The 20625-nt window shown below is 60.9% G+C and carries 17 protein-coding genes; 10 read left to right on the top strand and 7 right to left on the bottom strand.

Features of this window, described 5'->3' with window-relative positions:
* Positions 1-25 precede the first annotated feature (25 nt).
* From V1T76_RS03055 to V1T76_RS03075, 5 genes are all read right to left on the bottom strand, one after another.
* Positions 26-1399, bottom strand: a complete 1374-nt coding sequence (locus V1T76_RS03055; protein ID WP_006935570.1) for a TRAP transporter large permease — start codon at positions 1397-1399, stop codon at positions 26-28.
* Positions 1396-2040 (bottom strand): TRAP transporter small permease subunit, encoded by a 645-nt coding sequence (locus V1T76_RS03060; protein ID WP_330559134.1) that lies wholly within the window; start codon positions 2038-2040, stop codon positions 1396-1398. The genes V1T76_RS03055 and V1T76_RS03060 overlap by 4 nt, the downstream gene beginning before the upstream one ends.
* Before the next feature lie 76 nt (positions 2041-2116).
* The gene (locus V1T76_RS03065) at positions 2117-3133 is read right to left on the bottom strand and encodes a C4-dicarboxylate TRAP transporter substrate-binding protein (RefSeq protein ID WP_330559135.1); all 1017 of its coding nucleotides are present in this window, start codon (positions 3131-3133) and stop codon (positions 2117-2119) included.
* 387 nt (positions 3134-3520) lie between these two features.
* Complete coding sequence (locus V1T76_RS03070; RefSeq protein WP_330559136.1) at positions 3521-4915, bottom strand: sigma-54-dependent transcriptional regulator; 1395 nt, start codon at positions 4913-4915, stop codon at positions 3521-3523.
* Positions 4912-6720 (bottom strand): sensor histidine kinase, encoded by a 1809-nt coding sequence (locus V1T76_RS03075; RefSeq protein WP_330559137.1) that lies wholly within the window; start codon positions 6718-6720, stop codon positions 4912-4914. Before V1T76_RS03075 ends, V1T76_RS03070 begins: the two co-directional genes overlap by 4 nt.
* 156 nt (positions 6721-6876) lie before the next feature.
* Here V1T76_RS03075 and V1T76_RS03080 point away from each other — a divergent pair, with 156 nt between their 5' ends.
* The gene (locus tag V1T76_RS03080) at positions 6877-7710 is read left to right on the top strand and encodes a universal stress protein (protein ID WP_330559138.1); all 834 of its coding nucleotides are present in this window, start codon (positions 6877-6879) and stop codon (positions 7708-7710) included.
* 301 nt (positions 7711-8011) lie between these two features.
* Positions 8012-10741 (top strand): bifunctional acetate--CoA ligase family protein/GNAT family N-acetyltransferase, encoded by a 2730-nt coding sequence (locus tag V1T76_RS03085; protein ID WP_330559139.1) that lies wholly within the window; start codon positions 8012-8014, stop codon positions 10739-10741.
* Between the two features lie 127 nt (positions 10742-10868).
* Here V1T76_RS03085 and V1T76_RS03090 read toward each other — a convergent pair whose 3' ends face one another.
* Positions 10869-12131 carry a urate hydroxylase PuuD gene (locus V1T76_RS03090; RefSeq protein ID WP_330559140.1) on the bottom strand — a complete coding sequence of 421 codons (1263 nt, stop codon included), beginning with the start codon at positions 12129-12131 and terminating at the stop codon, positions 10869-10871.
* A 121-nt stretch (positions 12132-12252) separates the two neighbouring features.
* Here V1T76_RS03090 and V1T76_RS03095 point away from each other — a divergent pair, with 121 nt between their 5' ends.
* Complete coding sequence (locus tag V1T76_RS03095; RefSeq protein ID WP_330559141.1) at positions 12253-13173, top strand: LysR family transcriptional regulator; 921 nt, start codon at positions 12253-12255, stop codon at positions 13171-13173.
* Positions 13174-13204: 31 nt separating this feature from the next.
* Here the strand turns inward: V1T76_RS03095 and V1T76_RS03100 are convergent, their stop codons facing one another.
* Positions 13205-14140 carry a LysR substrate-binding domain-containing protein gene (locus tag V1T76_RS03100; protein ID WP_330559142.1) on the bottom strand — a complete coding sequence of 312 codons (936 nt, stop codon included), beginning with the start codon at positions 14138-14140 and terminating at the stop codon, positions 13205-13207.
* A gap of 140 nt (positions 14141-14280) precedes the next feature.
* Here V1T76_RS03100 and V1T76_RS03105 point away from each other — a divergent pair, with 140 nt between their 5' ends.
* The 7 genes from V1T76_RS03105 to V1T76_RS03135 all read left to right on the top strand — a co-directional run bounded on the left by V1T76_RS03105 (position 14281) and on the right by V1T76_RS03135 (position 20301).
* Complete coding sequence (locus V1T76_RS03105) at positions 14281-14757, top strand: TRAP transporter small permease (protein WP_330559143.1); 477 nt, start codon at positions 14281-14283, stop codon at positions 14755-14757.
* Positions 14754-16052: a TRAP transporter large permease gene (locus V1T76_RS03110; protein ID WP_330559144.1), complete on the top strand. Its 1299-nt coding sequence runs from the start codon at positions 14754-14756 to the stop codon at positions 16050-16052. Before V1T76_RS03105 ends, V1T76_RS03110 begins: the two co-directional genes overlap by 4 nt.
* A gap of 48 nt (positions 16053-16100) precedes the next feature.
* Positions 16101-17114: a TRAP transporter substrate-binding protein DctP gene (gene dctP, locus V1T76_RS03115; protein WP_330559145.1), complete on the top strand. Its 1014-nt coding sequence runs from the start codon at positions 16101-16103 to the stop codon at positions 17112-17114.
* A gap of 72 nt (positions 17115-17186) precedes the next feature.
* Entirely contained in the window at positions 17187-18287 is a 1101-nt protein-coding gene (locus V1T76_RS03120; protein ID WP_330559146.1) for an NAD(P)/FAD-dependent oxidoreductase, read from the top strand.
* A complete protein-coding gene (locus tag V1T76_RS03125; protein WP_442970076.1) occupies positions 18262-18567 on the top strand; it encodes a (2Fe-2S)-binding protein in 306 nt (101 codons plus the stop codon). The genes V1T76_RS03120 and V1T76_RS03125 overlap by 26 nt, the downstream gene beginning before the upstream one ends.
* Positions 18560-19963 carry an FAD/NAD(P)-dependent oxidoreductase gene (locus V1T76_RS03130; RefSeq protein ID WP_330559147.1) on the top strand — a complete coding sequence of 468 codons (1404 nt, stop codon included), beginning with the start codon at positions 18560-18562 and terminating at the stop codon, positions 19961-19963. Before V1T76_RS03125 ends, V1T76_RS03130 begins: the two co-directional genes overlap by 8 nt.
* Entirely contained in the window at positions 19960-20301 is a 342-nt protein-coding gene (locus V1T76_RS03135; RefSeq protein WP_330559148.1) for a RidA family protein, read from the top strand. Before V1T76_RS03130 ends, V1T76_RS03135 begins: the two co-directional genes overlap by 4 nt.
* Positions 20302-20625 lie beyond the last annotated feature (324 nt).

The following is a 20625-nucleotide window of genomic DNA, read 5'->3' on the forward strand; positions in this document are numbered from 1 at the left end:
TGTTTTCTTGCTCTTAGCTTTCCCGTCAGGCCATCAGTTCGGGCAGGATAGTGATGATCGACGGAAAGGCCAGCAGTCCCGCGATGGTCAGCACGTCGGCGACGAAGAACGGGACGCAGCCCCGGAAGACTTCCTGCACCGGAATATCCGGACGCACACCCGAAACCACAAAGCAGTTCAAGCCGATGGGTGGTGTGATCAGACAGAGCTCCGCCATCTTCACCACCAGAATGCCGAACCAGATCGAGCAGGCCTCACCCGACATGCCGAAGGCACTGTCTGCCGCTGAAACCCCCTCGCCACCGTTCAGCGCCATCACGGCGGGATAGACCACCGGCAGCGTCAGAATGAGCATGCCGATCGCATCCATGAACATGCCGAGCACGGCATAGGCCAGGAGAATGCAGACCATCACCACCCAGGGGGAATAGTCCAGCGCGACGATGAAGTCCTTGAAGGCGTCCGGCAGGCCGGCAAAGCCCAGGAAGCGCACGTAGACAAGCACGCCCCAGATCAGGGTGAAGATCATCACCGTCAGTTTCGCGGTTTCATGCAAGGCCTGACCAAGCTGCTTGGTGCGCATGCCCTTCATGAAGGCAACGATCAGCACCACGAAGGCGCCGAGCGAACCGGCTTCGGTCGGGGTGGCCAGACCGAAGAAGAACGAGCAGAAGATGATCGCGACGACAGCGATGATCGGCAAGGTGCCCGGCACGCTTTCGAAACGCTCTTTCCAGGTGAAGCCGCCGACAGGCGGTGCGTCTCCCCGCCAGGCGGATACACCGACAATGATGCCGACATAGATCAGCGCGGAAAAGACGCCTGGCAGGAACCCGGCAATCAGGAGCTTGCCGACAGACTGCTCCACCAGAATTGCGTAGATCACGAGGATCGCTGACGGTGGAATGAGCGAGGCAAGCGTGCCGCCTGCGGCAACGACCGCAGCCGACAGGCGCTTGGAATAACCGGCTGCAAGCATTTCGGGAATGGCAACCCGCGCAAAGACCGCAGCCGTTGCCACCGATGCCCCGGAGACGGCAGCGAACCCGGCAGTGGAGAACACGGTACCGACGGCCATTCCGCCCGGCAGCCAGCCGAGCCAGCGTTTTGCCGCTTCGAATAGCTGTTTGGTAAAGCCGGCATAGAAAGCAAGAAAGCCGATCAGAATGAATGTCGGCAGCACCGACAAGGCATAGGTAACCGACTTGGAATGGGGGATCGTGCCTGCCATCTGCAAGGCGACGAAAAAGCCTTTCGAAAAGCCCATCTTCAGCGAGAACAGAATGATCAGGCCAACCAGGCCCGTAAAGGCCGCGGCAAAGGCCACACGAACACCCAGAATGACGAGCACCAGCAGAACGCCGGTCATCAGGAGGCCAACTTCAAACGGCGTCGTCATCGCGCACCTCCTTCTTCAACGTCATCGCCAAAAGCTTCTTCGATCTCGTGTTTGGCGTGTTCTTCGACACCCTCGATCATCGGAACACAGAAGGCCTCCCGCGTCGGATCGGCCACGAGACGGGCGTATCCGTAGATCTGCATGCACAGACGCAGGAACAGGAGGCTGAGCGCAACCGGCACCATCAGCTTGGATGGCCAGGTTGGCAGGCGAATGTCCATGGTGCTGTCGCCGATGGCCCAGGACCTGTCGAAATGGTACCAGGAGCCCCAGACCAGGAGGGCGACCGTCAAGGCGATCAGGATGACACCGAGCATTTCGCAGATGTAAAGCGTCCGGCCGCTTAACTTGCCGAGCACGATTTCCATGCGGATATGGCCGCCAACGCGTTGGCAATAGGCGATACCGGCAAAGGCGAAGATGGCCATGGCCTGTTCGGTGATGTCGATGAAGCCGGGCACCGGGGAGTTGAAGACCAGGCGCCCGATGACCTGAACCACGGCCAGCAGCATCAAGGCCAGGATGGAGCCGGCAGCGAAAAGGTTGAAGGCATTCTCGACGTGCGCGAGCCAGCCGTCAAAACGGATATAAGTGACCGGGCGCTCCGAGACGGAACGTCCTCCGGGATCGATTGTGTTCATGAGTTAAGCCCCGAGCATTGGCTTCCCGGCGCAGACTGCGCCGGGAAGAGTGTGAATCAGTCCAGGCTGGCCGGGCTTATTCCGCGAGGGTTGACTTGACCATGTCCAGGATTTCCTGCGCAGGCAGACCGTTGGCGGACTGCTCTTCCACCCAGGCGGCCTGGATCGGGCCGGCTTTTTCGGCAAAGGCGGCCAGTTCGGCATCGGAGAACTCGATCTGGGTCACACCGCGGCTTTCCAGTTCCGGCCACCACTTTTGGTAGACCTTGTCATAGGTCTCCAGGTAATGGGCCAGTGCCGGCTCGACGGAGCTGTCCAGAGCGGCCTTGAAGTCGTCCGGCAGGGCATTGTAGGCGTCGATGTTTACGATCACCGGGCACTGCACGGTTCCCGGGTTCAGGTTCTTGGTCCACCAGTTGGCGACTTCCACCACCTTGAACGACAGATGCGCATGCGGCGCGAAGCTGGCAGCTGCCACCGTGCCGGAATCGATTGCCTGATAGGTTTCAGAAGCGGTCACGGACGTCGGCACCGCGCCGACAGCTTCCATCAGCTGACCGATACCGCCCAGAGCACGCACGCGCATGCCGTTGAAGTCGGAAATCGAGTCGGGCACATCGCCCTTGCCGGCGAAGTTGTACTGCGGCATCGGCGAAGGCATCAGGGCCTGGGCGTTCCAGCGGGCCAGGTCTTCCTTGACCGCAGGATGCTCATACAGCTTCATAGAAACCTTGATCTCCTGATCAAGGTCCTTCACGCCCAGGAACGGCAGTTCCAGCACCGTCAGGCTCGGGTTCTTGTCCGGGTGATAGGAAGCACAGATCTGTGCCATTTCAAACGCGCCAAAGGAAATGCCGTCGAGGTTCTCGCGCGACTTCGACAAGGCTTCGCCGTATTGAAGCTTGATTTCGAACTTGCCGTCCGTCTTCGCGGCCACTTCTTCAGCCAGCTTTTCGACATGCTCGGTAAACGCACGGCGCTTGCCCCAGAGCGACACGTTCCAGGTGACATCAGCGGCAAAGGTTTCGGTGGCAAAGACCAGAGACAGCGCAGCCGCGGATACAGCGGTTGCGGACTTCAGTGAAAAGAGCATGCAATCCTCCCAAGATGTTTGCTCATTTCCCTGGCAGCTCGGCCTGCACGCCTCCGCGCACAAGCCCGTGCCAAGTCGATGATCCACTAGCATGACCCGTGCCAGTTCTTGCTGGCAACACTTTCCGGCAGGAAATGGTGTTTCTTTCCACGCCGCGCCGGATTTGCTGCAGTGCAGCTCGGCAAGATCTTGCCGACGCCCCGATCCGTTCGGCGGATTTTCGCCGGTTGGGTTGTTTTGCGGAGTTTTTTTGATCCTCTGTCTTTGCCAAGCTTCAAACCACCATCTCATTTCCCGATAACCTCCTCCTGAGGAGGACCGTCAAGTCCGTCTCGACGGATGAGGCAGGATGTTGAGCATCGCTCGGGTTAATTCTCTGAGGAATGCCTACCCCTCCACGCTCTCGGCATTGGCCTGATCGCGGCTGAGGCCGAGGCGGGTCATTTTTTCGTTGAGGGTGCGGCGCGGCAGGTTGAGTTCCTGCATCACATCGGCCATCCGCCCGCCGTGTCGGCGGAGCGCGCCTTCGATCAGGTTGCGTTCATAGGCGTCCATAAGCTCCTTCAGACCTCCACCGGCGGGAACAGGGCCCGTCTCCCGCTGTCCGGTCACGTGCTCTTCCAGCGGCCGCGGCGCGACCGGGGCATTGAGTAGGAAGCGTTCCGCGGCATTGCGCAGTTCCCGGACGTTGCCCGGCCAGCCATAGGTTTGCAGGAACGCCTCGTCGCGGGCGCTGGTCGCAGGGACGTCCAGCCCGTATTGGGCGGCGAAGCGGTTGAGGAAAGTATCGAACAGCAAGATCGCGTCGCGGCCACGCTCCCGCAAAGGCGGTACGCGCAGTTCGATCGTGTTCAGCCGGAAGAGCAGGTCTTCACGCAATCGGCCGGTACGCACCGCCTCCCTTGGGTCTATGTTGGCCGCGCTAACGAGACGGATGTCGACATCGACGGGTCTTGTGCCGCCGATGCGATCCACCTTTTTCTCCTGAAGAACGCGGAGCAGTTTCGGCTGCAGCGCCAGTGGCATGGAGACGATCTCGTCCAGGAACAGCACACCGCCGCTGGCCGCCTCGATGCGGCCAATCCTTTGCCTGTCGGCACCGGTGAAGGCCCCCGCCTCATGGCCGAACAGTTCCGCCTCCACCATGGCCTCCGGCAGGGCCGCAGCGTTGATGGCCATGAAAGGCCCATCCTTGCGCGCGCTGAAATCACGCAGGGCCTGGGCAATCACTTCCTTGCCGGTGCCGGTTTCGCCGGTGATCAGAACGGAGGCATCGGTTGCGGCGAAATGCAGGATCTGCTGGCGCAGCGCCTGCATGGCGGGACTGGTGCCGATCAGGCGGCTTTCCAGCCCGGCGCTTTGATGCAGCTGTGCGCGCAGCGAACGGTTTTCCAGCACCAGCGCCCGTCGGTCGCAGGCCCTGCGCACCACATCGGCAATGTGATCGGGATCGAACGGTTTTTCGATAAAGTCGTAGGCCCCTGCCCGCATTGCCTCGACGGCCATCGGCACATCGCCATGGCCGGTGATAAGCACCACCGGCAGATCCGCATCGAGCGCCCCGATCCTGCGGAGCAGCGACACCCCGTCGTCCCCGTCCAGCATCACGTCCGAAACCACACAGCCTCGGAAATCGGCGGACAATCCGGTAAGCGCCTGTCCTACCGTCGCAACTTCACGCGTTTCGAACCCGGCAAGCGTTATCCATTGCCGTAGCGCCGCGCGCATGGACGGGTCATCGTCGACGATTAGAACTGGAGTTTTCTGGGAAAGGTCGGTCATTCTGCGGCTTCCGGTTCCCGTTCGTTCCTGGTGGTGGACGACGTCTCACCCGCCGTTTCGCTGGCCCTTTCACTGGGTAACGCAGGCAGACGCAACTCGAAGACCGCCCCCCTCGGGGTGTTCGATCTCACCGACAGACTGCCTCCCAGGTCCTCCGCAAGCCGCATGGATATGGCAAGGCCAAGCCCCATGCCGCCGCTGCTGGTCTTGGTGGAAAAGAACGGGTCGAAGATCCGCTCCTTCAGGTCTTCCGGAACGCCGGGTCCGTTGTCGGATATCTCCAGCACCAGCTCTGCCCCCTGCCGGCCCGCATGCAGCCGAACTTCACCGGCCTCTTCGCCTGCGCTCGCATCGGCGCCATTGCGCAAGAGGTTGACCAGGATCTGCTCGATCCTCAGCGGTGCGGTTTCCGCTTCCAGCGGCTCTGCCGGAAGGTCCAGCTTCAGGCTGCAGCCCGTTTCCTCGAAGCGGGGACGAACGATCTTTTCGGCAGTCCGGACGCTTTCGGTGAGATCAATCTTCTCGATCCGGCTTTCACCGGGTCGGGCGAAGCGCTTCAGTTCCTGCGTGAGACTGGCCATGCGCATCTGCAGGGAATCGATCTCGTCGAGGTTTTCCGAGGCGGTTTCCGTGTCGCCCTTTTCCAGAAACTTGCGCGTGCCCGCAACGAACATGCGCAAGGCGGCCAGTGGCTGACTGAGCTCGTGCACGACGGCTGCCGACATCTCGCCAACGGCTGCAAGGCGGCTGGAGCGGGCAAGGCCGCGCTGCGCTTCCAGAAGCTCTTTCTCAACGCGCCGCCGTTCCTGGATTTCCTCCACCAGGCGGGTGTTCAGTTCCTTCAGGCTGGCCGATTCCTGCCGCAACAGCGCGGAAGCCTTGCGCAGACGCCAGCCGCGCAAGACCAGCACGATAACCGCGTAGACAAGACAGAGCGTGATGGTTGCCGCCCAGATCGGCAGCACGCTCTTGCGGGTTTCTTCCACCGGCACCAGAAAATGCAGGGTCCAGCCGAGCAGACCGACCTCCGCCGAATTGTGCCTGTAGTCCTTGCCGCCGATGACCAGTTGCTGCTTCGCCTCATCCCGCTTGTCGCTGATCGGAGACAGTTCCCGTCCGGCATATTGACGGGTAGCCTCGATCATCTGGCGCACTTCCTCCGGCAGAACCGTCAGCGTCCGGTAGCGCCAATCCGGCTGGCTGGACAGAAAGATCACCCCATTGGCATCGGATGCAAATACGGTCTCGCCGCCTTCCGCCCAGGCTTCTTCCAGGGGACCCATATCCACCTTGACCACTGCCACGCCCACCGGTTTGCCGCTGACCGGTGTCGGGCGGGCCAGGAACAGGCCCGGCTCGTGTGACGTCGCACCGATTGCGAAAAACCGGCCCTCCTCACCTTGAATGGCCGATGTGAAGTAGGGCCTGAAACCGTAATTGCGGCCAACCAGCGAAAACTCGTCCTGCCAGTTGCTGGCAGCCAGGGTCGTGCCCTCTGTGTTCATGACGTAGAGCAGTTCAGCGCCCGAGTTTTCAGCCATTTCCTGCAGGAAGCGATTGGCGCTTTCCGATGGCTGGCCGAGGCCGAGCGCGGATGTTGCCCTCGGGTCGCGGGCAATCATGTAGGGCAGATAGCGGTACTTCTGGTATTCTCCCAGAATCGTCTGACGGTAGAGCGTCAGCCGTTCGGCTGCCTTCCTGTCAACGCTGTCCTCGTCCAACTCCATGAAGAGCTGAACCAGCAGAAATGCGGCCGCCACGAGCAGCAGGGGTGGCAAAGCCAGATAGAACCAGCGTTTCGACATAGCTCCATATTGCGCATTTTTTTCGTCGCCGCCACCCGCTGGACACAGGCTGCGTGCATTGCGACATTGATGCGCGTCAAGGACACACCACATTGACGCCTATAGATTTTTGACGAGGCTGGTTCGATGTGATGATACCGGCTGCAGGAGGGATATATGCCTATCAAAGATATTTTGACCGTTCTGGATCTCGCAGGTGACCAGCCGGCCGCCAAATACGCACTCGAATTCGGCCGCAACTACGATGCCCATGTCACCGGACTGGCAGTGTCTTTCGAGCCGGTCGTTCCTGCATTTGCTGCCGCACCGATGCCGGTTGACTATCTGCAGGCAGCGCACGAACAGGCAGTTGGCGCGGCGACCGAGGCCAAGAAAGCGTTCGACGAGCTGGCGCGCCTTGCCGGTGTGAAGAACGAAAGCCGGCTTGCGGAAATCCTGACCGGCGGCCCGCTGGAAAACGTTCTGGTGCACTGCCGCCCGACAGACCTCGTGGTGATCGGCCAGGCCAATCCGGACAAGCCGGAGCCCATGCGTGAGCTCCTGATCGAGACGGTTCTTTTCGAAAGCGGCGTCCCGGTTCTGCTCGTTCCCTATATCGGCAGCAAGTCCTTCCAGCCGCAGAATGTGCTGGTCGGTTGGGATGGCAGTTCGACAGCAACCCGGGCCATCCACGCGGCTCTTCCGGTTCTGGAGAAGGCAGACAAGATCACCGTTCTGGTTGTCGAGAAAAAGGCCACCAAGGCAACCGGCCAGCCCGGTGCCGATGTCGCCAACTATCTGGCCCGCCACAACATGAATGTCACCATCGAGGTGATCAGCAATCCGCAGGCAAGCATTGCCGACACCGTTTTGAACCATGTCTCCGACAACAGCAACGACCTGGTCGTCATGGGCGGTTACGGCCACAGCCGTATGCGTGAATTCCTGTTCGGCGGAGCAACCCGGGAAATCCTGGAAGCGATGACCGTGCCGGTGCTGATGGCGCATTGACGCATATGCACACCCGCAATCGTTGAGATTTTGCGATGCAAAAAGCCCGCGAACCTGACACACTCCGGTCCGCGGGCTTTTTTTGACCGCGCACAAGGCGCAAAAGGACAGGAACGGTACGCAAGTGCTCTTGACCGCAAAAACAGCAAGCCGTTACCGGCTCAAGATGCGGACATGGCATGTCTCTCGTGCGCATCCTTTCCGCTGTTTCCGGCTGTGGGCCCGTGAAAAGTCTGGCCCGTGACCTAGGTTCGTTTCAAACCCCTCGTTCCTTACGATCGTTTTTCAAGGGATCGATCTCATGACCATTCGCAACCTCGACGGTTTCTTTGCGCCAGGATCGATAGCCGTTATCGGCCCCTGCCGGCATCCGGGGGTCTTGACCAGCAAACTGGTTTCCTGCCTTCAGGACATAGAGGCCGGACATCCCGTAACACTTGTCGGGATCGATGAGGATGTTCCCTTCAAGGGCCGCAAGGCTGCCAGGCTGGACGATCTGGAAAAGATGCCGGATCTGGCGATTTATCTCGCCAAGGCGGAAAAACTGCCGGCGACGATCCGGGTTCTCGGAGTAGGTGGCACCAAGGCTGTGCTCATCCCCTCTCCCGGATTTGAAACCTGGCCGGAAGAGCTGCTTCAGGAGTGCCGCGAAGCTGCACAGGCAACTAACTTGCGCATGATAGGGCCAGGCACGCTCGGCCTTGCCGTACCGGCAACTGGGCTCAATGCGCTCCTCAGCGCCGAGCGTCCCGAGAAGGGAGAAGTTGCGTTTTTCTCCCGCTCCGGGGCGGTTCTCAACGCAACGCTTTCCTGGGCGAAAACCCATCGCACCGGTTTTTCCGCCGTCGTATCGCTTGGCGCGCGGATGGATGTCGATATCAGCGACCTGATCGACTATTTCGCGCAGGACTACCACACCCGTGCCATCGTGTTTCACCTGGAAGGCATCGCGGTTCCGCGCAAGTTCATTTCCGCTGCCAGGGCAGCGGCACGCAGCAAACCGGTGATCGTGATCCGCTCGGGCAAGAGCCGGGATTCGGGCGGCACGGGCCGCACCCACGCCGGACGCCTTGCCCGCACCGACCGGGTTTACGAGACCGTCTTTCGCCGAACCGGGCTGTTGCGCGTGCACGATCTCGACGAGATGTTCGAGGCGCTGGAAACCCTCTCCCACGTCCGTGTTCCCCAATGCAACAAGCTTGCTGTCATCGCGAACGGACGGAGCCTTGCCAGCCTTGCCGTCGACAGGCTTATGGATCTGGGGGGCTCTTTCGCCGAGCTTGGCCCGGACACGCGGGCAGCCCTTGCGGACACCAGCCGCAACTACGCCGGTCTGTCGGTCACACCCGCGGCCGGCGGCTCGGTGATCCTGAAGGAGAACGTCACGCCGGAACAGATCACCGAGGCGATCAGCACCGTGCTGAAAGACCCGAGTGTGGATGGCGCCGTCGTGCTTCAGGCCGCCAGCGCCTTTCAGCCCTTGTCCGCTATCGCAAAAGCAATTGCGGATGCTGCCGCCCTCGACCGGCGCCGCACGGGGCGGCGCAAGGCGCTTGTGGCCGGCCTTATCGGCGGCGACGGCACGACACGGGCCGCGCTTTCCGAGGCCCGGATTCCAAATTACGCCAGCCCGGCGGAAGCCGCCCGCAGCCTGATGCATCTGGCCCACGATGCACAGGCACGCGAATTCCTGATGGCGGCCCCGGCCAGCCTGCCGAGCACATTCTCACCAGACGTCGCGCGGGCGCGCAGCATCGTCGCTGCCGCCCTTCAGGAAGACCGCACCTGGCTCAACCCGCCGGAGGTTGTCGCGGTTCTGGAAGCCTATGATCTGCCGATCATGGCGACCGCCATGGCTTCAACACCCGAAGAAGCCGGAAACCTTTCGGAACCCTTCTTCAAGACGTCGGCCCATTGTGTTGCCAAACTTATCTCGCCTGACCTGCCGTTCAAGTCACGGATCGACGGTGTCCGGCTTGGTCTGGAAAGTCCTGACGCCGTGCAGAAAGCCGCTCAGGAGCTGATCGCAAAAACCCGGCGGGATTATCCGGACGCAAGGATCGACGGGATCTCCATCCATCCGATGCTGGAAGACCGGCACGGGCTGGAACTTTATATGGGCGTTGCCGAAACACAGGACTTCGGACCGGTGCTGGTGTTCGGACATGGCGGCACCGCCATCGAGGAAAGCGAGGACATCGCGCTGGAGCTGCCGCCGCTTGATCTCAACCTTGCCGAGGCGCTGATTGCCCGAACGAGGATCGCCAGGCTTCTGGACGGCGGGCCGGCGCGCCCGGCTCTGGACAAGGCCGCACTTGCCGAAGCGCTTGTGAAACTCTCCCAGATCACCGTCGACATTCCGGAAATACAGGAGCTCGACATCAACCCGCTGGTTGCCCTGCCGAGCGGTCTCATCGGCCTTGATGCCCGCATGACCTTGTGCCACCCGGAAAAGCGGCCGGGCCGCGCCGGAAGCTCCCGCCTTGCCATTGCGCCCTATCCGCAGGAATGGGAACAGAACGTCAAACTGAAGGATGGACGCGATATTTTCATCCGGCCGGTGCGCCCGGAAGACGAGGACCTGTTCAAGACGTTTTTCGAGCAGCAGACACCGGAGGATCTGCGCCTGCGCTTCTTTGCGCCCGTGCGCGATTTCAGTCACCGGTTCCTGGCGCGGCTGACCCAGCTCGATTATGCCCGCGCAATCGCCTTCGCAGCCGTTGAGCCGAAGGACGGCAGCCTGCTCGGCGTCGTCCGGCTGCATGCGGACCCGGATCACCAGACCGGCGAATATGCGGTCATGGTCCGCTCGGACCTGAAGGGCCAGGGACTTGGCTGGACCTTGATGAAGCTGCTCATCCGCTATGCGAAGGTGGACGGGATCGAGGTGATCAAGGGGGAGGTGCTGAAGGAAAACACATCGATGATCTCCATGTGCCAGTCGCTCGGCTTTTCGGTCGGAACCTCGCCGGACGATCCCGGCATCGCTCTCGTCACGCTGCCTGTGGCGGAAGTTCCGGAGCAACTCTGAACGCACAGGCCAGGGCGCTGTGCCACTGTTTTCGATTCTCAGCTTCGCATGACTGCACCGGCCCGCCTCAGACAAAAACGCTCCCCGCAAGGAGGAGCGCGATGTGTGACTGAATGGCGGGGGCGCTTCAATGGGTTGCGGCCATTCCGAAGGGCAATTGCTCGCGCGCATTCCGGTACCATTCGATGATCTTCCTGCGCTCGCCCTCTTCCATGAAGGAGACATTGGCAGGCGGCATGGCGTTGGTGACACCGGCCTGCAGGTAGATCTGCTTGGCGGCCCGCACCACGTCCGCCTTCGTTTCCAGCAGCATGCCCTTGGGGGCCCAATGGATGCCCTCGTAGAAAGGTTCGCGGGCGTGGCACATGCCGCAGCGGCCGGGGATGATGTTCATGACATCGTCAATGCCTTCCGCATTGGCAAACACCTGTTCCGTCGACGTCAGCGGGCGGGCATCCGAGGCTTCCCAGGTGTCCTGCTGGAGTGGTGCCATGGACAACTGGATGATGGCGACGAACAGGATTGCCGTTGCCAGCCATGTCCAGGTCGGCGCCGGAGCGCCCGTGTGCTTGGTGTTGAAATAGTGCCGGATGGTCACACCCATCAGGAACACCAGCGCGGCAATCAGCCAGTTGTATTGCGAGGCGAAGGCGAGCGGGTAATGGTTGCTCAGCATCAGGAACACGACCGGCAGGGTCAGATAGTTGTTGTGGGTGGAACGCAGCTTGGCGATCTTGCCGTATTTGGCATCGGGTGTCCGGCCGGCCTTCAGGTCCGCCACCACGATCTTCTGGTTGGGAATGATGATGAAGAACACGTTCGCGGTCATGATCGTGGCCGTGAAGGCGCCCAGATGCAGCATGGTGGCCCGGCCGGTGAAGATCTCGTTATAGCCGTAGCCCATGGCTACCAGCAGCGCGAACAGCAGCAGCATCAGCAGAGTCGGGCTTTCCCCGAGCTTCGATTTGCACAGTCGGTCATACACCAGCCAGCCGATGGTCAGGGACCCGGCGGAAATCAGCACACCCTGCCAGAGGGCAAGATCAGCCTTGGCCGGATCGATCAGGTAAAGCTCGCCGCCGACCCAGTAGACGACCATCAGCAGGGCCGCGCCGGACAGCCACGTGGAATAGCTTTCCCATTTGAACCAGACCAGGTGCTCGGGCATGTTTTCCGGCGCCACCAGGAACTTGCGGATGTGATAGAAGCCGCCGCCGTGGACCTGCCATTCCTCGCCGTGTGCCCCCTTGGGCAGGTCGGGAGCTTTCTTGAGCCCAAGGTCCAGCGCAACGAAATAGAACGACGAACCGATCCAGGCCATCGCCGTAATCACATGCAGCCAGCGGACCGCAAAGGCGATCCAGTCCCAAATGATGGCAATGTCCAGCATTGCTTCCCCTCCAAATTCGTTTGTCCCAAGCTAGCCCAAGCAGCAATTTTCTGGTATCTCGGGATAATTCCGAGCAGTTTCAAAAAAATCGGAACAATAACCGGCCCGGCTGGACATCCTCATGGCGTATCTGGAAAACATCCGAACCTTTCTGCGCGTTTACGAGCTGGGCAACATGTCCGCTGCCGCACGCGACCTCAGGATTTCCTCTGCTGTCGCGTCGTCTCGGGTGTCCCAACTGGAAGAGCATCTGAACGTCCGCCTGTTCCAGCGAACGACCCGTGCCCTCAGTCCGACAGAGCATGGCAACTTGTTCTATCGCGGTGCAACAAAAATCATCGAAGCCGTGGAAGAAGCCGAAGCGGAGATCAGCAACGTCACCCGTTCGCCGCGCGGCACGCTGTTCGTTGCCGCGCCCATCGGCATGGGCCAACGGCTGATTGCGCCCGCGATCCCCAAATTCAAGGACGCCAACCCTCTGATCGATATTCGCCTGCGCCTGTCCGACCGCAAGGTCGACCTGACGGGTGAAGGCCTTGATGCCGCGTTCTTCCTGGGGCTTCCGGAAGACTCCAACCTGAAGATTCGCAAGATCGCCGATTGCAACCGCGTGCTGTGCGCCTCGCCGTCCTATCTCGCCCGCAAGGGTAGCCCGAAAACAAGCGAGGAACTTGGCGCCGGCCGCCACGACTGTCTCAACATGCGGTATCCCGGTGCACCGGAATTTCAGTGGCCGCTGCAGACGGAAAACGGCGTCAAGCGTGTCGCGGTCTCCGGCCCGTTCGAATCCGACCACGGCGACGTCTTGACCGGCTGGGCCCTGGAAGGCCACGGCATCGTGCTGAAGCCGGTGTTCGAAGTTGCCGACTATCTGGCGTCCGGCACATTGGTGCCGGTGCTGGAAAACGAGCCGCCAATTCCGGTTCAGATGGCCTGCCTTTATACCCACCGCCGCCATCAGGACCCGAAGGTCCGCCTGTTCCTGGATTTCATGGTGGCGCATATCCAGAAGTCACTGGCAGATATGGCCAGCGCCCACTGAGGGTTCGCTCTCTCACCTCTTCACCAAGACCTCATGGAAGATCGCGGAGACCGGCGGCTCTCTCCACGAGTGCCTTGATCTCGGCACGCAAAACCTCAGCAAAGCTTTCCACCAGCAGGGAAAGCGGCCGGTTGGCCGGGGTAAGCAGCGACATGTTGAGAAAGCACTCCGGCTTGAAAGGCCGGAAGACCAGGCTGTTCTGGTCGCCGAAACTTTCCTGGTGGCTGATCGCCGACAGTCCCTCGCAGATCGTGTAGCACAGACCTTCGGAAACCAGCTGCAGCGCGGGCAGGAACGTCCTGAGCTCGAAGCGCTTGTTGAGCCTTGCTCCCGCCTCATTGAAGGACTTGCGGGTCTGTTCGCTGATCGAGTGATCGTCAAACAGCATTGCCATCGGCTTGCCGTCAAGATCAGCGGGTGTGATGACTTTCATGCGGGCAAGCGGATCGTCCTTCGGCACGGCGCAGACCCCCGGCAAGGCAAAGACCTCCGAGATAATGGTACGCCGCGGCTCCGGTGTTTCGGCAAAGCCGATATCGTATTGTTGGGAGGCGATCCAGTCGGTGACGACGGGCGATGAGCGCATCATCAGCGAGGCTTCGATGTCGGGCTTGTCCCGCAGGAAGTTGGCCAGAACCCGGGGCATGAAGAAGCTGGAGGCGGCCGGGTTACAGGCAATACGCAGCTTGCCCTTCTCCAGGTTGCCGATGTCCTGCAGCGTGCGGGTGGAACGTGTCAGCCGTTCCAGCAGAAACTCCGCTTCCTCCAGAAAATAATGTGCTTCGGGCTTGGGCACGAGGCGGCCGCGTTCGCGCTCGAACAGCTGGAAGCCGACCTCCCGTTCCAGCCCTGCGATCATGGCGCTGACGGCAGGCTGGGTTCGCCCCAGCGCACGCCCTGCTTCGGAGACGGATCCGGTGCGCATCACCTGCACGAAAGTCTGCAATTGGCGGAAGGACAGGTTCATAACCAAACTATAAAGTCGCTCTATTAAAGTAGCAATATTTCGAATTTGCCTTTATGGATTAGCCAACTCCATACTCCCCCTCCAGACAGAGGGTGTTCGAGCGCCAAAAAAATAATGGCGCCAACAATACGGGGGTGGTTTTGGAACGGTTCACGCAGTGCCTTTTGACGGCTCTGATCCTGATCGTTGCGCTTGGCCAGTTTGTTCAGGTCGTCACGCGCTACGTGTTTCAGGTCCCGGTGATGGGGCTGGAAGAAACGATCATGTATCCGACGCTGTGGCTCTATATTTTCGGCGCGGTCAATGCCTCGCGGGAAAATAGCCACATCCGCGCCAACGTCCTTGAAATCTTCCTCAAGACAGAACGTCAGCACACCATTCTGGCCATCGTCGGCGAGTTGATCAGCCTCGTTGTCGGCATCTGGCTGCTGACCTGGGCGTGGGACTATACCCGCTATGCCTGGCGGGTCTGGCGCGAGAGCCCGACCCTCTACATTCCAACCTTCTATGCAGACGTCGCACTGGTCGTCGGGCTGGTGCTGATGATGGCCTACACGATCACCTATTTGCTGATGCATGTCCGCAGCCTGCGGACGGCGGAAGGAGGCGCACGATGATCGAGATCGCGCTTCTGGCCATTCTTGTTCTGGTTATCACGCTGACCCTGGGCGTCCCGCTGCCCTGGTGCTTCGGCGCCGCACTGATGGTCATGTATTTCATCGGTGACGTTACCATGAAAGGCATGGTGCTCTGGGGCTTCCAGCAGCTTGGCAACCCGGCGCTGCTTGCCATTCCTCTGTTCGTTCTGGCCGGCACCATCATGTCGGAAAGCGGAATAGCGGCGGCCTTGCTGCGGTTCGTCAATTCCTTCGTCGGTCATGTCCGTGGCGGTCTGGGTGTCGTCGCGGCGGTCAGCTGCGCCATCATCGGTGCGATTTCCGGTTCGGGCCTCACCGGTATTTCCGCCATCGGGCCTCTGCTCATTCCCGAAATGGAAAAGCGCGGTTATCCGAGGGAATACGCCACCGCGCTGATCGCAAACTCGTCGATCCTCGGCCTGTTGATCCCGCCGTCCCTGAGCATGATCCTGTTCGGCTGGGTAACGGACACGTCGATTGCAGCCTGTTTCCTGGCAACGCTCGGCCCGGGCCTCCTGATCATGTTCAACTTCTCGGCCGTGAACCTCTGGATGGCGCGCAAGTTCAACCTGGTTCTGGACGAAAAGCCGACTGCGCGAGAATTCACCGCCGATATCACGAAACGCGGCATATATGCCTTTCCGGCCCTGTTGATGCCGGTGATGATCCTTGGCGGCATCTACGGCGGCATCATGACACCGACCGAATCCGCCGCTCTTGCCGTCATCTACGCAATCCCGGTCGGCTTCCTGATTTACAAGGGCCTGCGTCTCGACAACTTCCTCTTTGCCGGCAAGGAAGCGGCAACGGCCGTTGGCGCGATCATGCTGATGATCCTGTTTTCCATGATCCTGGGGCAGATGTTCGTCTATGAGGGCGTGCCGCAGAAACTGGTCAGCGTCATCTTCGGCATCACCGAGAACAAGATCGTTCTCCTGATCCTGATCAACATAATGCTGTTCCTGATCGGCATGGTCGTCAACGATGCCACCGCCATCATCCTGGTGGCGCCGCTTCTGCTGCCGCTGATGCAGGCACTCGATATCAGCCCGGTCCAGTTCGCCGCGATCATGGGCGTCAACACCGCCATGGGCGGGGTCACACCACCTTATGCATCGATCCTCTATCTGGGCGCACGCATCGGCAAGGTGAAGGTCACCAAGGTCATTCCGCCGGCCATGTTCCTGGTGCTGACGGGATATGTGCCGGTGGTCTTCCTGACCTCCTTCTGGCCGGACCTTTCACTCTACCTGCCGCGTCTCTTTGGTTATTGAGCCGGCTCATAAACACAGAATCGAATCGACTTTCTTGGGAGGACAAACATGAAAACCACGGGGAACACCAACATGAAGAAGTTTCTGACCGCGACCGCCGTCGCAACACTGATCGGTCTTTCCGGCGCTGCCCAGGCGGCCGATTTCAAGATGAGTCATGTCCGCCCGCAGGGCGCGACCATCGACGTTGAACTGAAGGCCTATGCCGAAGCCGTGAAGGAAGCCACCGGCGGCGACGTCAACATCGAGATCTACGCCGCTTCGGCCTTGGGCGACTACACCACCGTCCAGGAACGTGTGTCCGTCGGCGCCATTGAAATGGCAACCCAGCCGGCAGCAACCGGTACGGACCGGCGGATGCAGATCGCGTCCGTGCCGTTCCTGGCATCCAACTGGGAAGAGGCACGCAAGATCTATGGCCCCGGCGGTGTGCTGCACGAGACCATGGCCGAGCTGTTCTCCAAGCAGGACATCACCATGCTTGCGGCTTACCCGGTCTATTTTGGCGGCATTTCCCTGAACCGCGACGCCGTCACGCCCGGCACCACCGAGCCGAAAGGCATCAAGGTGCGCGTGCCCGGTATCAAGAGCTTCCAGCTCACCGGTGAAGCGCTCGGCTATATTCCGGCACCGATCCCCTTCTCCGAAGCCTTCACGGCGATCCAGGTAGGTGTGGTCGACGGTGTCATCGGCTCTGGTGCAGAGGGCTACTATGCGTCGTTCCGCGATGTCACCAAGTCCTACATTCCGGCCAACACCCATTTCGAGGTCTGGTTCATGATCATTTCCAACGAAGCTCTGTCGGGCCTCGATGAGGACGATCAGACAGCTTTGAAAAAGGCTGCTGAAGACTTCGAAGCCGCCCGCTGGGTCGTGGCCGAGGAAGACCAGGGCAAGTGGGAACAGCGTCTTTCAGATGAGCTCGGTGCGACGGTCGTTGAACTCACCGACGAACAGCTTGCCGGCATGGCCACCAAGGTGCGTGAAACGGTATGGCCGGAGCTTCTCAATGACGTCGGTCAGGAGTGGGGCCAGTCGATCCTCGACAAGGCTTTGAACTGAATGCTGTGAACTGACCAAGGCTCTGCCGGGCGGCCTGCGCCGCCCGGTTATCGATCAAATTCGGGAAATATCATGGAATCGGACTACGCCATCATCGGTGGAGGCGTCGTGGGGCTTTCCGTTGCCTGGGGTCTGCTCCAGCGCGGCAGGTCGGTCACCGTTCTTGACGGGGACGACGGCAGTTTTCGCGCCAGCCGGGGCAACTTTGGCCTCGTCTGGGTGCAATCCAAGGGTATGAAACAGCCTGCCTATGCCCGCTGGTCGCAGCGCTCCGCCGCCGCGTGGGCAGATTTCGCAGCCAGCTTGCGCGAAGCCACCGGCTTCGACGCGGCGCTGGAGCAGCAGGGGGGCTACGATCTCCATTTCTCGGACGAGACACTCGCCGAGACCGTTGCCCAGTATGAAATTCTGAAGGCAAAGCTTGGCGGTGATTATCCTTATGAAATCCTGGGCCACAACGAACTGCGCCGGGAAGAGCCCGAAGTTGGCCCGAAGGTTGCCGGCGCCATTCTTCATCATCAGGACGGGCACGCCAATCCGTTGAAGTTGCTGCGAGGCCTTGCTGCCGGTGTACGCGGCAACGGCGGAACCGTGCTGAACGGCAAGACGGTCGACACGGTCACGCGCGACAGCTCTTTCAGGATCCGCTGCAGCGATGGCACCTTTGTCGAAGCGAACAAGCTGGTGCTGGCTGCCGGTCTCGGTTCGGCTGCACTCGGCCCGAAACTCGGCTTCAAGGCGCCTATCCGGCCGCAGCGCGGTCAGGTTTTGATTACGGAAAAACTGCCCAAAATCCTCAACCGGCCATCCCTGATCGCACGCCAGGTCGATGACGGTGGCATACAGATCGGCGCGACAAACGAAGAAGTCGGCTTCAATGACAAGGTCACCGCCAAGGGGCTCGCCGGTCTCGCGGCCGAAGCGATCGCCGCCTATCCCATTCTGGCCAAGGCTCAACTGGTGCGCAGCTGGGGTGCCTTACGCGTTCTCTCGCCTGACGGCCTGCCGATTTATCAGGAAAGTCCGGAGATGCCGGGCGCTTTCCTCGTGACCTGTCATAGCGGCATCACGCTTGCCGCCGCACATGCATCCTTCCTGCCCGACTGGCTGGAAAAGACCGACACAGCGCCAGACCTGGAGGTGTTCAGTGAAGACCGCTTCGCCCTTTCGTGAACTGGAAACAGATGTTCCTCGCGTCCGCGTTCGCTTCGCCGGCAAGGACCTGATGTTGCGCGATGGCGGCAATCTGGCGGCCGAGCTTCTGGCGGCCGGTGTCCTGTCCTTCCGTCAGACGCCCGTATCCGGAGCGGAGCGCGGACCGTTCTGCATGATGGGCGCCTGCTTCGATTGCCTTGTCGAAATCGACGGTGTCACCCGTCAGGCCTGTATGAGCGAGGTGACCGCCGGCATGGATATCGGCATGCCGGGAACCGAAGGAGACGGCGATGCTTGAAGCAGACCTTCTTGTTCTCGGCGCGGGTCCGGCAGGAATGGCGGCAGCCAGAACAGCGGCAGACGCGGGACTTTCCGTTCTGCTTCTGGACGAGCAGGCCCGGCCCGGTGGACAGATCTACCGCGACGTCGGAAACGTGCCAGAAGACCGGGCACAAATTCTCGGCAGCGATTACACCAAGGGACGCGTGCTTGCAGAGGCGCTCGACCATCCGATGATCCGGCATCTGACAGGCACCACCATCTGGCAGATCGAAGCAGGTCCGCGCGTCTCCTTTACCCGTGACGGCGCAGCTTCCACCGCAAAAGCCAAGCGCCTGCTGATTGCCACCGGCGCGCTGGAGCGGCCGATGCCGGTGCCGGGCTGGACGTTGCCGGGCGTGATGACCGCGGGTGCGGCACAGATCCTGTTGAAGCAATCCGGCCTCATGTGCGAACGGGCGGTTCTGGCCGGAAGTGGCCCCCTGCTTTATCTGATCGCCGCCCAGATGTGCCGGGCAGGTACGCCACCGCTGGCTCTGGTGGAAACACAGACATTCGCCGACAGGCAGGCCGCGCTTCGGCATTTGACCGGTGCGCTGCGCGGCTGGCGGCTGCTTGCCAAGGGGTTGGGTCTGCTTGCCGAAATCCGCAAGGCGGGCGTTCCCCGCTACACCGGCGCATCGGCAATTGCCATTGAAGGCAAGGTGCAGGCAGAAACGATAAGCTTCACATCGGGAGGCAAACGCCACAATCTGGAGTGTGCAACGGTGCTGCTGCATCATGGTGTGGTTCCCAACACCCAGGCTGCACGCTCCATCGATGTGCCGCATCACTGGAACGAAGTTCAGCAATGCTTCGTGCCAGAAAAGGACGGGTGGGGCCGCACGCAGCTTCCGGACGTCTTCATTGCCGGTGATGGCGCGGGTATTGGCGGTGCAAAAGCTGCGCAGCTTCAGGGCAGGCTGGCCGCACTGGAAATTGCTTGCGATCTCGGCAAAACCACGCCGGCAGATCGTGACCGGAACGCCGCCCCACTGAATCGGCAACTGGAAACCGAACTGGCCGCCCGGCCATTCATAGACAAGGCCTATCCGGCATTCCGCGAAGCCTTGCTACCTGCCGACGACACCATCGTCTGCCGCTGTGAAGAAGTCACGGCAGGCGATATTCGCCGCTATGCCGGTCTGGGCTGCCTTGGACCCAACCAGACCAAAGCTTTCGGACGGCCCGGCATGGGCCCGTGCCAGGGCCGCTATTGCGGCCTGACGGTCACGAACCTTCTTGCGGACGAAAGCGGCCGTTCACAGGACGACACCGGCTATTACCGCATCCGGCCCCCTCTGAAACCGGTCACACTCGGTGAACTGGCGGCCATGAAAGACCTAGAAACCGACGAACAGGAACCCGTCACATGATAGATCGCATCGAAACCGGACCCCGCATGAGCAAGATCGTCAAGCACAACGGCGTTGCCTATTTGTGCGGGCAGGTGGGCGATGGCGCGAGCGTAACCGACCAGACCCGGGATTGCCTGTCGCGCATCGACGCTTTGCTGGAAAAGGCCGGATCCTCACGCAAGAACATTCTGCAAGCCATCGTCTGGCTGTCGGACATGAGCGACTTCGCCGACATGAACTCCGTCTGGGACGCCTGGATACCCGAAGGAAATGCCCCCGCACGCGCCTGCGGAGAATCCAAACTTGCCCGGGAGGAGCTGAAGGTCGAAATCATTATCACCGCCGCCTGCGACTGATGGCGGTCTGACAGTCTTCGTCAAGTCTCTTTCGAGACATTATTCAGCAAGATCCCGGAGCAAACTTACGCCGGCGCTACTCCCTCTGACGTCCCCCCGGGTGGGCAACGCAATACTCCGGGGGCCGCTCATTTCCAGATCATCGAAGGGTTCTCAACACATCCTCTTCGACAAACTGTCCGGCCCGTCTGCAACTGAACTCCAAGGCCTGACCGGAAACGGCGAACGTACTCACAGCCCCATCACCCTCATTCCGAGGAAGCGCGCAGGGTGTTGCTCGCCAGACACCCCATGATCAAAATCCGTCGCAAATTCAAGCCTATG

The organism is Roseibium sp. FZY0029 (assembly GCF_036350355.1).
In the GTDB taxonomy this organism is placed as follows: domain Bacteria; phylum Pseudomonadota; class Alphaproteobacteria; order Rhizobiales; family Stappiaceae; genus Roseibium.

Bases quoted from the DNA above. Each gene is read 5' to 3' on its own strand.
- V1T76_RS03075 (WP_330559137.1), bottom strand. From the start codon at position 6,720: ATGTCGAAACGCTGGTTCTATCTGGCTTTGCCACCCCTGCTGCTCGTG.
- V1T76_RS03070 (WP_330559136.1), bottom strand. From the start codon at position 4,915: ATGACCGACCTTTCCCAGAAAACTCCAGTTCTAATCGTCGACGATGAC.
- V1T76_RS03095 (WP_330559141.1), top strand. From the start codon at position 12,253: ATGGCGTATCTGGAAAACATCCGAACCTTTCTGCGCGTTTACGAGCTG.
- V1T76_RS03135 (WP_330559148.1), top strand. From the start codon at position 19,960: ATGATAGATCGCATCGAAACCGGACCCCGCATGAGCAAGATCGTCAAG.
- V1T76_RS03060 (WP_330559134.1), bottom strand. From the start codon at position 2,040: ATGAACACAATCGATCCCGGAGGACGTTCCGTCTCGGAGCGCCCGGTC.
- V1T76_RS03055 (WP_006935570.1), bottom strand. From the start codon at position 1,399: ATGACGACGCCGTTTGAAGTTGGCCTCCTGATGACCGGCGTTCTGCTG.
- V1T76_RS03090 (WP_330559140.1), bottom strand. From the start codon at position 12,131: ATGCTGGACATTGCCATCATTTGGGACTGGATCGCCTTTGCGGTCCGC.
- V1T76_RS03080 (WP_330559138.1), top strand. From the start codon at position 6,877: ATGCCTATCAAAGATATTTTGACCGTTCTGGATCTCGCAGGTGACCAG.
- V1T76_RS03120 (WP_330559146.1), top strand. From the start codon at position 17,187: ATGGAATCGGACTACGCCATCATCGGTGGAGGCGTCGTGGGGCTTTCC.
- dctP (WP_330559145.1), top strand. From the start codon at position 16,101: ATGAAAACCACGGGGAACACCAACATGAAGAAGTTTCTGACCGCGACC.
- V1T76_RS03065 (WP_330559135.1), bottom strand. From the start codon at position 3,133: ATGCTCTTTTCACTGAAGTCCGCAACCGCTGTATCCGCGGCTGCGCTG.
- V1T76_RS03130 (WP_330559147.1), top strand. From the start codon at position 18,560: ATGCTTGAAGCAGACCTTCTTGTTCTCGGCGCGGGTCCGGCAGGAATG.
- V1T76_RS03100 (WP_330559142.1), bottom strand. From the start codon at position 14,140: ATGAACCTGTCCTTCCGCCAATTGCAGACTTTCGTGCAGGTGATGCGC.
- V1T76_RS03110 (WP_330559144.1), top strand. From the start codon at position 14,754: ATGATCGAGATCGCGCTTCTGGCCATTCTTGTTCTGGTTATCACGCTG.
- V1T76_RS03085 (WP_330559139.1), top strand. From the start codon at position 8,012: ATGACCATTCGCAACCTCGACGGTTTCTTTGCGCCAGGATCGATAGCC.